The organism is Mucilaginibacter humi, from assembly GCF_013087555.1.
Map to the genome: position 1 here is coordinate 13,538 of NZ_JABFCR010000045.1, position 13,364 is coordinate 26,901.

At 48.0% G+C, this 13,364-nt stretch carries 17 protein-coding genes and 4 pseudogenes; 19 read left to right on the forward strand and 2 right to left on the reverse strand.

What is annotated here, in order from left to right:
* Positions 1–21 precede the first annotated feature (21 nt).
* The 8 genes and pseudogenes from HK413_RS10140 to HK413_RS19885 all read left to right on the forward strand — a co-directional run bounded on the left by HK413_RS10140 (position 22) and on the right by HK413_RS19885 (position 4,887).
* Positions 22–633: a carboxypeptidase-like regulatory domain-containing protein gene (locus tag HK413_RS10140; protein ID WP_175270095.1), complete on the forward strand. Its 612-nt coding sequence runs from the start codon at positions 22–24 to the stop codon at positions 631–633.
* Positions 621–668 (forward strand): annotated as a pseudogene (locus tag HK413_RS22240) (hypothetical protein); the annotation flags it as partial. The gene HK413_RS10140 and the pseudogene HK413_RS22240, both read left to right, overlap by 13 nt.
* Before the next feature lie 153 nt (positions 669–821).
* On the forward strand, positions 822–1,493 hold the full coding sequence (locus HK413_RS10145) for a hypothetical protein (protein WP_246230236.1): 672 nt from the start codon (positions 822–824) through the stop codon (positions 1,491–1,493).
* Positions 1,494–1,648: 155 nt separating this feature from the next.
* Positions 1,649–2,077 carry a TonB-dependent receptor domain-containing protein gene (locus HK413_RS10150; RefSeq protein ID WP_394353162.1) on the forward strand — a complete coding sequence of 143 codons (429 nt, stop codon included), beginning with the start codon at positions 1,649–1,651 and terminating at the stop codon, positions 2,075–2,077.
* Between the two features lies 1 nt (position 2,078).
* Positions 2,079–2,279: a hypothetical protein gene (locus HK413_RS10155; protein ID WP_175270096.1), complete on the forward strand. Its 201-nt coding sequence runs from the start codon at positions 2,079–2,081 to the stop codon at positions 2,277–2,279.
* Positions 2,280–2,354: 75 nt separating this feature from the next.
* Complete coding sequence (locus tag HK413_RS10160) at positions 2,355–3,215, forward strand: hypothetical protein (RefSeq protein WP_175270097.1); 861 nt, start codon at positions 2,355–2,357, stop codon at positions 3,213–3,215.
* A 17-nt stretch (positions 3,216–3,232) separates the two neighbouring features.
* Positions 3,233–4,612 (forward strand): RagB/SusD family nutrient uptake outer membrane protein, encoded by a 1,380-nt coding sequence (locus HK413_RS10165; protein WP_175270098.1) that lies wholly within the window; start codon positions 3,233–3,235, stop codon positions 4,610–4,612.
* 146 nt (positions 4,613–4,758) lie between these two features.
* Positions 4,759–4,887: a hypothetical protein gene (locus HK413_RS19885; RefSeq protein WP_262886866.1), complete on the forward strand. Its 129-nt coding sequence runs from the start codon at positions 4,759–4,761 to the stop codon at positions 4,885–4,887.
* Between the two features lie 235 nt (positions 4,888–5,122).
* Here the strand turns inward: HK413_RS19885 and HK413_RS10170 are convergent, their stop codons facing one another.
* Positions 5,123–5,545 carry a MauE/DoxX family redox-associated membrane protein gene (locus HK413_RS10170; protein WP_175270099.1) on the reverse strand — a complete coding sequence of 141 codons (423 nt, stop codon included), beginning with the start codon at positions 5,543–5,545 and terminating at the stop codon, positions 5,123–5,125.
* 99 nt (positions 5,546–5,644) lie between these two features.
* Complete coding sequence (locus HK413_RS10175) at positions 5,645–6,214, reverse strand: Crp/Fnr family transcriptional regulator (protein ID WP_175270100.1); 570 nt, start codon at positions 6,212–6,214, stop codon at positions 5,645–5,647.
* 486 nt (positions 6,215–6,700) lie between these two features.
* On the opposite strand from HK413_RS10175, the gene HK413_RS21200 reads away from it, so the two are divergent.
* The 11 genes and pseudogenes from HK413_RS21200 to HK413_RS10225 all read left to right on the forward strand — a co-directional run bounded on the left by HK413_RS21200 (position 6,701) and on the right by HK413_RS10225 (position 13,303).
* Positions 6,701–7,174, forward strand: coding sequence for an aminotransferase class I/II-fold pyridoxal phosphate-dependent enzyme (locus tag HK413_RS21200; protein ID WP_317169463.1), 474 nt, complete (start codon positions 6,701–6,703; stop codon positions 7,172–7,174).
* A complete protein-coding gene (locus HK413_RS19895) occupies positions 7,066–7,692 on the forward strand; it encodes an aminotransferase class I/II-fold pyridoxal phosphate-dependent enzyme (RefSeq protein ID WP_317169465.1) in 627 nt (208 codons plus the stop codon). The genes HK413_RS21200 and HK413_RS19895 overlap by 109 nt, the downstream gene beginning before the upstream one ends.
* An 11-nt stretch (positions 7,693–7,703) precedes the next feature.
* On the forward strand, positions 7,704–7,955 hold the full coding sequence (locus HK413_RS15345; RefSeq protein WP_217452224.1) for a hypothetical protein: 252 nt from the start codon (positions 7,704–7,706) through the stop codon (positions 7,953–7,955).
* Positions 7,934–8,486, forward strand: a pseudogene (locus tag HK413_RS10185) (RteC domain-containing protein). Before HK413_RS15345 ends, HK413_RS10185 begins: the two are co-directional and overlap by 22 nt.
* A gap of 362 nt (positions 8,487–8,848) precedes the next feature.
* A complete protein-coding gene (locus HK413_RS10195) occupies positions 8,849–9,205 on the forward strand; it encodes a hypothetical protein (RefSeq protein WP_175270101.1) in 357 nt (118 codons plus the stop codon).
* 91 nt (positions 9,206–9,296) lie between these two features.
* Entirely contained in the window at positions 9,297–9,578 is a 282-nt protein-coding gene (locus tag HK413_RS10200; protein WP_394353163.1) for a DUF4134 domain-containing protein, read from the forward strand.
* 12 nt (positions 9,579–9,590) lie between these two features.
* A pseudogene (locus HK413_RS21205) lies at positions 9,591–9,776 on the forward strand (DUF4133 domain-containing protein); the annotation flags it as partial.
* Positions 9,777–9,908: 132 nt separating this feature from the next.
* Positions 9,909–12,391: pseudogene (locus HK413_RS10210) on the forward strand (TraG family conjugative transposon ATPase).
* A gap of 59 nt (positions 12,392–12,450) precedes the next feature.
* Entirely contained in the window at positions 12,451–12,780 is a 330-nt protein-coding gene (locus HK413_RS10215; protein WP_175270103.1) for a hypothetical protein, read from the forward strand.
* A gap of 44 nt (positions 12,781–12,824) precedes the next feature.
* Positions 12,825–13,019: a hypothetical protein gene (locus tag HK413_RS10220; protein WP_175270104.1), complete on the forward strand. Its 195-nt coding sequence runs from the start codon at positions 12,825–12,827 to the stop codon at positions 13,017–13,019.
* Positions 13,016–13,303 (forward strand): hypothetical protein, encoded by a 288-nt coding sequence (locus tag HK413_RS10225; protein ID WP_175270105.1) that lies wholly within the window; start codon positions 13,016–13,018, stop codon positions 13,301–13,303. The genes HK413_RS10220 and HK413_RS10225 overlap by 4 nt, the downstream gene beginning before the upstream one ends.
* The last annotated feature ends 61 nt before the right edge of the window (positions 13,304–13,364 follow it).

Genomic DNA, 13,364 nt, shown 5'->3' on the forward strand with positions numbered 1-13,364 from the left:
TTTAACCCTAAACAATCACCAATGAAATTTAAATATTACCCATTACTATTGATCTCCCTGATCCTGTTTCCCCGGCACACTTTTGCCCGGGTTAAACTGGTTCATGGAAAGGTCAGTTCCATAACCGGCCTGCCGCTCTCCGGGGTAACCCCGGTATTTTCGGGCGGCCGCACATCCACCGTCACGGATACAAGCGGCTATTTTAGCCTTGCCTTACGGCAATCGCCTGATACACTCCGGATCACCTGTGTCGGTTATAAGCCCATTCGAATGCCGGTCAGTTACGCTACGCTGCTGCCGCTACAAATTCAAATGGAACCGCTGATCAGCGAACTGAACGAAGTGGTGGTCAGTACCGGCTACCAGGATATTCCCAGAGAGAGGGCCACCGGCTCCTTTTATAAGCTGGATAACCAGGTCTTGAATCAGCGGGTCAGCGGGGATATCCTCAGCCGTTTGAATGGTTTAACCAGCAGCCTTTTGGTTGATAACCGTAACCCGAATCAAAGCACATTGCAGATCAGGGGACTTAGCACGCTGAATTACGATGCCGCCCAGCCGCTCATTGTACTGGATAATTTCCCTATGCGGGTGACGTCAACAATATCAACCCGAATGATATCGAAAACGTAACTGTCCTTAAAGATGCCGCAGCAGCATCAATTTGGGGAGCGCGTGCCGGTAATGGCGTAATTGTTATCACGACCAAAAAAGCGAAACCGGGCCAGTCGCTCAGGGTTTCCGTTAATGCTAATCTGACCTTATCGCCTAAGCCGGACCTGTTTTCGGCGAACCAGTTATCCGTCGGGAGTTTTATCGGATTGGAAAAATACCTGTTCGCGCAGGGCAACTATGCTAATTTATTCACTGATCCGACGCACCCGCCAATTTCCGGGGTGGTGGAAATCTTACAGCAGCAAAAAGACGGAACCTTGACGCAGGCCCAGGCCGATGGGCAAATTAACCGGCTTGCCGGGCAGGATGTACGTAACGATATGAGGCAATACTTATATCGGCCTGCAGCGGTGCAGCAATATTCCCTGAACCTGGCGGGCTCCGGGAACCACAGCCGTTACCTCTTTTCGGCAGGCTATGATAAAAACCTGACTAATTTGAATGGGAACGGCAACCAGCGGATCACTGTACGCTCCAATAATAGCATCGACCTGACCAAAAAGTGGCAGCTGCAAACGGATATCATCCTCGCCCATAATAGTTCAACCGACAATAGCCCCGGCGGATATGGCAATTATAGTTTTACGGGTAATATTTCTCCATATGCCAGGCTGGTTAATCCTGATGGCTCACCGGCTGCGGTCGACGTTTTCTACCGCGGGCAGTATACCGACACGGCAGGCCATGGCAAATTGCTCGACTGGAAATACCGGCCCTTACAGGAATTGGCCAACAATGACAATACCAGTACGGCTAATGACATCTTATTCAATGCCGGTACAGCCTACAAATTGCTGACTGGCTCAGCGCTGATCTGAAATACCAGTATCAGCAATCGTGGAACAACGCGACGACAAACAATAACCTGGCTGCGTTTTATACCCGTGACCTGATCAACAGGTTCAGCCAACTGACTGCTACCGGGATAAATTATAGGATACCTAAAGGCGGCATACTGGACACGCGCGACGTGGTGAATAAGGCGCAGTCTGTAAGGGGGCAGCTTGATATCAATAATTCTGGGGGGGACAAACACGAGCTTTCGGCCATTGCCGGTGCAGAGGTCCGGGAAACGCAGAGCCACATCACTACGGGTAAATTATACGGCTATGATGCCAATACGGCTACGACCGTCGGTGTCGATTACACCAATATTTATCCGACCTTCGACGGCATTTACGGGAACAGCTATATCCCTTATGGCAACAGTGTGGATCAATTGACGAACCGTTTTGTTTCGGTCTATGCCAATGCGGCTTACACCTACGACCGGAGATATACGCTGTCCGGCAGTGCCAGGCGTGATGCTTCGAATATCTTTGGCGTCAACACCAATCAGAAATGGGTACCGCTCTGGTCAGCCGGATTTTTATGGCGGATCGACCGGGGAACCGTTCTATAAAGTGAATTGGTTACCGCAACTGAATCTGCGCCTGACCTATGGCGAAAGCGGCAACTTGTCACTGACCGCTTCGGCGTTAACCAAGATCCAGTATAACGATCCTTCACGTTCACCGATCAATCTGACTTCGGTGGGCATCCTCTCGCCGCCGGATCCCTACCTGCGCTGGGAACAGGTAAAGACCACGGAACGCCGGCTTTGATTTCGGAACTGTAAATAGCAGGCTAACAGGGTCCATTGATCTTTATAAAAAAATTCCACCGATCTGATCAACAACGTGATCCTTGATCCCACGGTCGGGATGACCGGCGCCCTGCAAAACTCGGCGGCAATTGATTCAAAAGGCTTAGATGTGGTACTGAATACGCTGAACGTCAACAGCGGGATCAAATGGCGGACTACGCTATTGTTCAATTACGTAGCCTATAAAGTTTCAAAAAATCTTAACCCGCCTTCAGCGGATGGTCTGGTAAGCGACGGGACTTATATCTTCCCGGTGGTCGGTTATAATCCCTACGAAATTGCCAGCTACCAATGGGCCGGGCTGGATCCGCAGACTGGTGATCCGATGGGCTACGTGAATGGACAGCCGAGCAAGGATTACCAGGCCATAGCCAAGAATCCGATACAACAACAGGTCGTCAGCGGCCCGGCTCTGCCGCCTTTTTTCGGCACCTTGAGGAACACGATTGACTGGCACCATTTTTCTTTGGCGGTTAACATCACCTATAAGTTAGCTTATTATTTCCGGCGGCCGACGCTGAATTATACCGCCTTATTTACCTATGGCACCGGATATTCGGAATATGATCAGCGCTGGCTGAAACCGGGCGACGAAAAGTTTACCAACGTACCGTCTCTGGTTTACCCGGCAAACGCTTTGCGGGATAATTTTTATCACTATGCGGCTATCAATGTCGAACGGGCGGATAATGTCAAACTGAACGATGTCTATCTAAGCTATGACCTCATACCCAAACATTCCATAATGGGTCTTAAGGCTGTGCGGTTCTATGGCTATGCCAGTCAGCTAAACCTGCTGGTCTGGAAAGCGAACAGATCGGGGATTGACCCGGATATCCTGTACGCCGTTAAGCCCCCTTGTACATTTTCCGTTGGCCTGAAAACTGACCTTTAACCATTAAACTATTTGATATGAAAATCTTAACTCAGCGATATAAAGTCCAGCACACCCGTTACCGGTTAACTTTGGGGCTGCTGCTGATGGTCCTTGCTTTACCGGCCTGTAAGAAATACACGGACGCCAAACCGGACCAGAAAATAACAACGCCCTCTACCATCGATGACCCGGAAGGCATGCTGGATAATTATTCGGTGCTGAACGCGCAATACCCCTCGGCCTCCGAGGTGAGTGCCGATAACTATTACCTCGCAGACGCCGATTATTCCAGCCTGGTTGAACGGCAGCGGAATTTTTATCTCTGGCAGAAAACCGACGATATCGGCGGCGATTACACCGCCCCTTACAACAGTATATTCTATGCGAACATTATGCTGGAAACCCTCGGTAAATTGTCCGGCAGCGACCCGGTGAAAATGAATGAAATAAAAGGAAGCGCGTTATTTTTGAGAGGGTCTTATCATTATGCACTGGCGCAGTTATTTGCCGTTCCTTATGATGAGCAGACAGCGGTTACCGATTTGGGCATCGCGCTGCGATTGAGGTCCGACATTGCTGACCTTCCGGTACGTTCGACGATTGCAGCGACCTATACAGCCATCATCACGGATCTGAAAGCTGCCGTTCCTTTACTTCCGGCATCCCCGCTGTTAAAATACCGGCCTTCCAAACCTGCTGCCTATGCGATGCTGGCCCGTGTATACCTTTCCATGCGCAAATATGATCAGGCCGGCTTATATGCGGATTCTTGTCTGCAACTCTATCACAAACTTATCGACTATAATACCGTCACGGCAAGTTCAACCATACCCTTTAAGCAGTTTAACGATGAAGTGATCTATGACGCCCGGACATCGCCGCCCGCGGCATTATCCACAGCGAGGGCCCGCATCGATACAATGCTCTTCCAGTCTTATGCGCCCAATGACCTGCGAAAAACTGTTTTCTTTAAATCCAATGCCAATGGAAGCAAGGCATTTAAAGGCAACTACACCGGTTTAAGTAACGCGTCACTATTCACCGGCTGTGCGACCGACGAGGTTTTGCTGATCCGGGCGGAAGCAGCAGCGAGGAGCGGCAATGCGCAGTCAGCCCTGAATGATCTGAATACACTATTGATTACTCGTTATAAAACAGGAACCTATGTTCCGGTTACAACCGCTAATACAGGCCAGCCATTAGTGCTGATTTTACAAGAAAGGCGAAAGGAACTCTTATACCGGGCGTTGCGCTGGACGGATCTCCGGCGGCTGAATAAGGAGACAGCAACGGCCCAAACCCTTTACCGTAATATTGCCGGGACCCGGTATACCTTACCGCCGGGCGGTTTACGCTATACTTTTGAGCTGGACAGGAATGCCGTTAACATCAGTGGCCTCATACAAAACCCCTGATCAAATAAGCAGCGGGTGCCGTCTTTGGCACCGCTGCTCTTATTTGACTATTCTTTCATGTCAATATTGTTGTCGCTCGGGCTGCCATTTTGCTGCGAAGACCATAATGCGGATTGTTCAGCATTAAATTCGCTGGTCACCGGTTGTTGACCGGTTGGCTTATCAGTTGGGAGATATACGCCGCAGACATTGGCGCCATCCCCGCAGGTCAGATCCCGGCGAACGTAATTACTGATATTTTGAATATCAGCCGGGGCGAGGAACTGGAAGTATAACGATAGAAGTAAGTAGTGTATTTATGGGTATTGGTAAATGCACTTGCTGCAATTGCTAATACGATTGCGGCTGTAGGAATTAAAAGCTTTTTCATTTTTTAAAAGTGCTTTGTTACATCAAAAAGCACCAAAAACTTTAAAGATGATCAATTTAACTGCCTGCACTTTACAGGTTTCGGCTTTCCTGCGCATTCACCGGGATGCCTTGTCCCCGATGATTGCCACGGTAGATCGCTTATTGCCGCTTTGCCTCCTTTCTCTCCGGGTAAATCCCCAAACTACTCAACAGCAAAAAGAAAACGTTGAACACCAAATGCAAGCGCCAGCTCATTTTACGGACCACTCCACCGCAGGAGCAGGGAACCAGTGGGAAAAAATGGAATACGGCCAGGCCGGTATAAATGGTAAAAGCCGCCATCAGGATAAAGGCAAGGCAGAACCCCCAATAACGGGTAGGCCTGAAATAAAGCGCGGTGGCGGTCAGCAATTCCGCTTCCGGCAGCGTCCAGGCCAATATGGCCTTCATTGGTACTGGCAATACCTGCCTTGCCAGTTCTGCCTTGAAAAGACTAAAATCGGCCAATTTGCTAAGCGCGGCGTAAACGAACAGAAAGATCAGCAACGATGCTGCAATAGTAAGTATTGGGCTATATCTCATAATGGTAAATGATGAGATAAAATTATAGTGAAGCTCATGGACACGGGTGTGATCTAAATCACCGCTTTTAGGGAAGAATTTTACAATTTTTGGAAGAGACTATAGGTTCTTCGCCATCAACCTGCTGAGGTTTTCGCGGGTCATATTCAGGTAGCTGGCGATCAGCCGCACAGAGGCTTTCCGGAACAGTTCCGGCTGAAGTTTTCTTGTTTGCCGGTAACGCTCGTCGGCTTTCCAGGTCAGTAACCTTTTCCGGAAGCGTTCCTGGTGTTCGTATTGCCGCACAAAAATATTCTTCAGGACAACAGCTTCACTAAATAGCAGCAGGTGTTCCCGGAGTTCCGTATAAGTCAGGGAAACTAATACCGACGGTTGTAACGCTTCGAGGTAGCGGTCTGAAGGTTCATTCCAGAAACCTTCATAGGAAAAAACCAGTTCTTTGTTATCGTAAAATGCCAGCGTATGTTCCCTGCCCGTGTGATCGAAATAATAGCTGCGGACAAACCCCTGTTCGAGAAACCACAACCTGTTTTCGCGCTGACCGTCCGCATGGATGATCTGATGTGGCTGGTAGATCTCATTTTTAGCGGAAGTCAGCAGGGCCTCCCGGTAGTTCTCGGTAAGCCGGACCATGGTGGATAAATAGGAAATCAGCGATTCAGCGCCCATAACTTTAAGTTAATATATTGACAACTGCGGGATGCTTGGCAGACCTCCCTCATTAGGTTTAAATCCCCGCAATAGCGAATTCGGCAAATTAAAGTGGTTTTATTTCCGGTCGTGGTGACATCAGGCAGATGAAATAATTATTTCTTAATTGTTAAGAATAATTTGCATGTCACCACTTTTGCATTTTTTATAGGTTAGGTTTAAAGTCTAAATCTATCACCTATGCTTATTGATCTTACCAAAGCCAGCTTCAAGGATTTTGAAAATATACCCGGCCAGGATGCTTTTCAGACCGCCGGAGAATTCCAGTACTACCTTGATTTCCTCCAAAGTAACGGGCACCTGAACTATCGCATTGAATCCCGTAGTCCGGTCGGTCCGGAAATGGACCTGATGCTCCCCGGCGACACGGCCCCGACCAGGTCGGTCTGCACGGTGTCAAACGATTATCTCGGTTTCAGCCAGCATCCGACTATCAAAACCGCGGTGATAAAAGGTATAGAGCAGTTCGGGACCGGTTCAGGCGCTTCACCGGCAATCGGCGGTCATTTTAGCTATCATGAAATGCTGGAAAAGAAGATCGCAGCTTTTACCGCGGCCGAGGAGGCGATCCTGTATACCACCGGCTATACAGCGAATAGTGCAACCCTGCAATGCCTGTTGCATGAACAGGACACGGCGATCATTGATATGGCCGTACACGCCAGCGTGTATGAAGGTTGCCTGAAGACCAATACCAAACAGTTCCTGCACAATAACCTCGAACACACGGAACAAATCTGGCCAAGGCGAAAGATGCCTACCGGACAAAATTTGTTATCGTTGATGGCGTTTACAGCCAGGACGGGGATATCGCCATGCTGGACCGGATCGCCGAGATCACTCATCATTATGGGGCCTACCTTGTTGTGGACGACGCGCACGGAATCGGCGTGGTTGGCGATACCGGCCGGGGCGTGATCGAAATGTACGACCTCTTTGACCCGGTGGACATCATAACCGGGACATTCAGTAAAGCGCTGGGCAATATCGGCGGCTATGTCATCGGGTCGCGGGAACTCATCAACTTCCTGAAATATCAATCCAAACAGCACCTGTTCTCCACCACCGCCACGCCGGCGATCACCGGGATCATCCGGGCGATTGAACTGGTTGACGAGGAGCCGCAGTGGAAAGACCGGCTTTGGGAAAATATCACCTACCTGAAAAATGGCCTGATCGGTCTTGGTTTCGACGTAGGCACGACAGCTTCAGCGGTCATCCCGGTAAAAGTCGGCGAGATCCCGAAAACACTGGAAGCAGGCAAGCTTTTATTGCGTGCCGGCGTATATACCAATCCGATCATGTATCCGGCGGTGTCCCGCAAGAATGCCAGGATCAGGATGAATGTCATGGCCACCCATACCCGCGCGCATTTGGACAAGGTGCTGAATGCCTTCGCGGATGCCGATCAAAAAGTTAAGATAACTAACGCCTAAACCTATCCGCTATGAAAAATTTCGCCGACCGGATTGCTGCTGCTATGGAGAATCAGTTGAATGAAATCACGCTGAACGGCGGCTCGCAGACGGATCAGTTGAAAGAATCGATTAAAGTGTGTAAAAAAGCGATGGCGAAATTAAAGAACTACATCGCCAGTTACGCCTTCGAGAATACCGAAGAAGAGATCACCTTTTTAAAGAGATCAAGCCTCTATTTTACAGCAAGTACATTTATTTCATCAATGTCTATAATTACCTGATGCACAAGCCCCTTGGCGGCGAAGCCGTGGTCAGGGAATATATCAGCTACGAACTGGCAGACCTGAAACGCTTTTTTGACCACAACCAATCATTTTACCAATATTACCGGGCGGGAACATCGGATATGGACCAGAAATATTTTACGCGCGGCGATTTTGACGTGCATATCGAATTGGAAGACTTTGAAGAGGACGAAATGTATTCTACTACGCATGATTATAAATTATCCAAGCTTATGGCCAATGAGAAATTCGAGGATTACCTCAACATGGAACTGCTGAGATTGGATACCGAACAACCGCTTGGGACAGAAAACGAAATTGACCCGGAACTGCTCTGGACGTATAACAAAACGGACTGGTCGAACTTATCTACGCGCTGGTAGCGCTCGGGGTATTTAATAACGGTCAGGTCGCGCTAAGGCCGGTGATCGATTTTTTCAGCGATCTTTTCAGATTGATCTGGGTTCTTATTACCATAAATATACCGACATAACCAACCGAAAAAGGATAAGACCGTTTTTTGGATAAACTTAAAATGGCCTTGCTGCGAAAAATTGAGGAGGGTTTTGAAAAGGAATTCGGTACAGCAGCGCATGGAATTCAAATAATAGAAAAAAAAAACACCTACCTCCTGTGATAGGTATGAAAAACTTATTTTAAGTACCCCAACCTTTGCTTTCAGAATTACCGCATGGTGCGGTGGTTTTTAAATTAAAGCTTATGTTGTCTTCAATTTTCTGGCAGCACTACCTTGCTGCCGTTGTTATACTCACCGTCACTTACTACCTGTATGTAGTCCTTCGCTATTATCAGACCGAAATCGCTGCTTTTTTAAAGGTAAACAGGCTGCGCCTGAACTTGTTTCAGGAATCAGCTCCTCTACGTTCAGCGTGATGGGTGAAGCCAGGCCGGATAACGGCGTGAGTGTGAGCGATACGCAGAACCTTATGTTTTCAGAAACGGTGCCCGATGATCCTGAATTTATGTCCTCTGATTTAACTCAGGCACCGCCAGCTGATGGATCGTCCGTTGACCTGATCCGGGAAACGGCTGAGCTGGTAGAAGCATTTAAAGACATCGACAATAAGCAGGAGTTTTTGACGCTGCTGCATATCCTGATCGGTTCTTACCAGCGGTTTAATACGGATTTAGATCTGGCCCCAGTCTTTGACCGCGTAGTCGCGCTCTCGAAAGAAAAGTTAGTATTTCCGGTTACGCTGGCTGACTTGCAAAGTAATCGCGCATAACTAAATATTCATTAACCATAAAATTTCAATCATTATGAAAGCTCAAAGATCAAACTTCCTGCTACGGACAGGAAACTTATTCAGACAATTAGTGACCACCCTGATCATGGTGTTGTTCAGTTTGACGCTTTATGCCCAGGATGGCAATTCCGGTATTACTTCCGCTACCACCCGGGTGAAAAGCTATTTCTCTACCGGCACCAGCCTGATGTACGCGATAGGTGCCATCATGGGACTTGTCGGCGCAATCAAGGTATTTAAGAAATGGAATGACGGTGAACACGATACCGGTAAAATTGCTTCAAGTTGGTTTGGCAGCTGCATTTTTCTGGTCGTAGTAGCAACAGTCTTGAAATCATTTTTCGGAGTTTAACAAGTTTTGACCATGGCACTGTACCAGATCAACAAAGGCATCAATAAACCCATAGAATTTAAAGGGTTAAAAGCACAGTATATCGGCTACCTCGCGGCCGGCACGGTATTACTGCTCATCAGCTTCGCCGTCATGTATATTCTTGGGGTACCGGTCATGGCCTGCATCCTGATCATTATCAGCACGGGTAGCGGATTATTCTATCAGGTATTTCGCCTCAACCACAAATACGGTGAACACGGACTGATGAAAAAAGGCGGCCAAGGGTTACCTGCCGAATCATTTGAAATTCAGCACACGCAAATTATTCTTACGATTAAAACATTAAATATGGCATCCTATAGCAAAGCAGAACAAGTGTTCCCCGTATACAAGGTTGAGCATGACGCCATGGTTTCGGCGCAGGGGGATCTGACTATTGGTTACAAAGTGATCCTGCCTGAAGTTTTTACGCTGTCCAATGACGAGTACCTTGCCTTTCATGAAGTGCTCGTCAAGGCATTGAAACTGCTGCCCAAAAACACAGTCTTTCATAAACAGGATTGGTTTGTCAATGATCAGTATGAAGCGGTATTCGCTAAAGACGGCCACCAGCAGGTTAAAACATTTTTAGCCCATGCCAGTGAACGCTATTTTCATGAGCGCGCATTTCTGCATCATCATTGCCACATTTATTTAACCAAGAAACCGGCTAAGTTTAAACAGTATTCCAGCGCGGTAAGCTCACTGATGCGTAAACGTATCGTGCCGGCGCAAACAACCTGCGATGAGCTCTTCCGGGATTTTATGGATAGCGCGGGCCAGTTTGTAAGGGTATTGGAGGATAGCGGATTGATTACTCTTTCGAGGCTGAATGATGATGAACTTGCCGGGACTTTACAGCGGCGGGGGTGTTGGAACAGTATTGCTTCCTGCTGAATCAAGCAGAAGCCCCGGTGCTGAAAGACATCCACATTCATGACGAGATCAGGATCGGCGACAGTCATTGCCAGTTGTATACCCTAAGCGATGCCGAAGACCTGCCGCCGCTTTGCGGGCCACGGATCACTTACGACAAATACAGTACAGATAAAACAAAATTCAGTACCGGGTTTGCAACACCCATTGGTACGTTGTTGAAATGTAATCATATCTACAATCAGTATATTTTCATAGGTGACAGTCAGCAAACCATCAAGAAACTGGAAGCAAAGAAGCTCCGCTTACAATCGCTGTCGGCCTATTCGCGGGAAAATGCCATCGGCCGGGATGCCACCAGGACTTCCTGAATGAAGCCATCAGCCAGCAACGCCTGCCGGTTAAGGCCCATTTTAATATACTGGCACGGACGGATGATCCGGCGGATTTAAAGAACCTGAAAAACAGGGTGAGTTCGGCACTGGCACAACTGGATGCGCAGCCTAAACAGGAAACAGATGGGGCGGCGCAGATCTGGTGGGCAGGTCTGCCGGGCAATGAAGCGGCCTTTCCGATGAATGATACGTTTGATACGTTTGTCGAGCAGGCGACCTGTTTCCTGAACACGGAAACAAATTACCAATCCAGTATCAGCCCTTGTGGAATCCGCTTGGGTGACCGCTTATCCGGGAAACCGGTACACGTCGATATCAGCGATGACCCGATGACGGGGGATTACGACAAACCGCAATAAGTTTATTTTAGGTCCTTCCGGCAGCGGCAAATCTTTTTTACCAATCACATGCTGCGCAGTTATTTTGAACAGGGCGCTCACGTGGTTATTGTTGATGTCGGCCATAGTTACCGGGGCTTATGCGAATTTGTCGGCGGCTATTATTTTACTTATACCGAAGACGAGCCGATCAGTTTCAATCCGTTCTATATCCCGGACGGAGATTATCTGGATACGGAGAAAAAGGAAAGCATCAAAGCCATGATCCTCGCACTTTGGAAAAAGAAGACGAAGGCGTACAGCGGTCGGAATACGTAGCGATATCCGATGCTTTATATCATTACTATGAGAAACTGAAAAAGAACCGGGAATATTTCCCTGCTTCGACAGCTTCTATGAATTTTTGAACGGTGACTTTTATGAAACGATGAAACAGTCGAAGGTAAAAGATATCCGTTTTGATATTGATAATATGCTGTTTGTACTGAAGCCCTATTATAAGGGTGGTGAATATGCCTACCTGCTGAATGCCGGGGAAAATCTCGACTTGTTGCAAAGGCGCTTTATCGTCTTCGAACTGGACAATATCAAGGATCACCCGATTTTATTCCCCGTCGTTACGCTGATCATCATGGAGACCTTCGTTTCCAAAATGCGCAAGCTCAGTAAAGACACCCGTAAAATGATCCTGATCGAGGAAGCCTGGAAAGCGATTGCCGGGGAAGGCATGGCCGAATATATCAAGTACCTCTTCAAAACGGTCCGCAAATATTTCGGTGAGGCGCTGGTAGTCACCCAGGACATCGAAGACATCATCAGTTCACCGGTGGTCAAGCAGGCGATCATCAATAACAGCGACTGCAAGATCCTGCTGGACCAGCGGAAGTACCAGAACGATTTTCCAAAAATACAGCAGCTGTTGGGGATCACCGACAAGGAAACGGCATTGATCATGAGCATGAACCGCAACAACGATGAAAACCTGAAATACAAGGAAGTTTTCATCAGCCTGAACAGGCAGCTCTCCAAAGTTTACCGTACCGAAGTGAGCCGGGAAGAATACTGGACCTACACCACGGAGTCAGCTGAAAAAGCGAAAGTTCAGGCCTATACCAAAAAACTCGGCAGTGTCCGGCTGGCCATCGCGGCTATTGTCAGGGAAGAATTAGAAAAAGCAGCTTAACATAAACTCAATATCATGAAAATTTCAAGATTATTTAGATCATACCCATAGCGTTGGTCGTGATCAGCGGATGTGGCAGACAAAATGAACAACGGTTCACAGGCACTTATGTCACCAGTCTTAAAGATGAATATGGTACTTCCGACGATACCCTGATCATTTCTGTTTTCGGGTCGGGTGAAGGCATGTACCAAATAAAAAAGAACTTCGGTTTCAACCGGCTTAGGGACGGCAAATTACTGCCGAGAGAATACAAACAGGAGGAATGGATAGCTTCCTATGACGCTAAAAAAATGGTTTTACAGGAAACAGCATTCGGACGGCAAATATACTGGCTACCGGAAGAGTCGGCCTTACAATTCGGCTCAAAGTACAGGAAGATTAAGTAGGGAATTTAGAGGCGGAATGTTCGCTTTGAAGGAAAGGGGATTTTATGAAAAATTACAGGATCTATTGGGTATTGCTGATCAGCTTCGTCATCATCGCCGCTCCGGTAAAACAGGTTAGGGCGCAGTTCGTGATTGGCGAGGTCATCAAGCTTACCGTCACCAAGGTGATCAAAGCTATTGATCTGAAAGTGCAGCGGATGCAGAACAAAACGATCTGGTTGCAAAACGCTCAAAAGTGATCGAAAACGAGATGTCAAAGACCCGGCTGACGGAGATATCCGGCTGGACAGCACAGCAAAGGACTTTGTACAGCAACTACTATATGGAATTAGGGAAGATCAAATCGATCATCGCCAATTATCAGCGGATCAAAGAGATCACGCTTAAACAGGCTGCTTTGGTCAGTGAATATAAACGCCTGGACTTTGTTCAGGCAGGACCAGCCATTTGGCCCGCGGGGTTGAAATGTCTGCAGAGAGTCCCAGGCGCGTTTCTCGCGACCAAGCACAGCTCGATCCGCTGATGGTGGCGATCGTGTTCCCTAATTCCATATAGTGGTGCTGTCTCCTGCGCTATCCGGCGTA

Coding starts and splice junctions, on each gene's coding strand:
- HK413_RS10140 (WP_175270095.1), top strand. CDS start 22: ATGAAATTTAAATATTACCCATTACTATTGATCTCCCTGATCCTGTTT.
- HK413_RS10165 (WP_175270098.1), top strand. CDS start 3,233: ATGAAAATCTTAACTCAGCGATATAAAGTCCAGCACACCCGTTACCGG.
- HK413_RS10170 (WP_175270099.1), bottom strand. CDS start 5,545: ATGAGATATAGCCCAATACTTACTATTGCAGCATCGTTGCTGATCTTT.
- HK413_RS10175 (WP_175270100.1), bottom strand. CDS start 6,214: ATGGGCGCTGAATCGCTGATTTCCTATTTATCCACCATGGTCCGGCTT.
- HK413_RS15345 (WP_217452224.1), top strand. CDS start 7,704: ATGAAAAATTTCGCCGACCGGATTGCTGCTGCTATGGAGAATCAGTTG.
- HK413_RS10220 (WP_175270104.1), top strand. CDS start 12,825: ATGAAAAATTACAGGATCTATTGGGTATTGCTGATCAGCTTCGTCATC.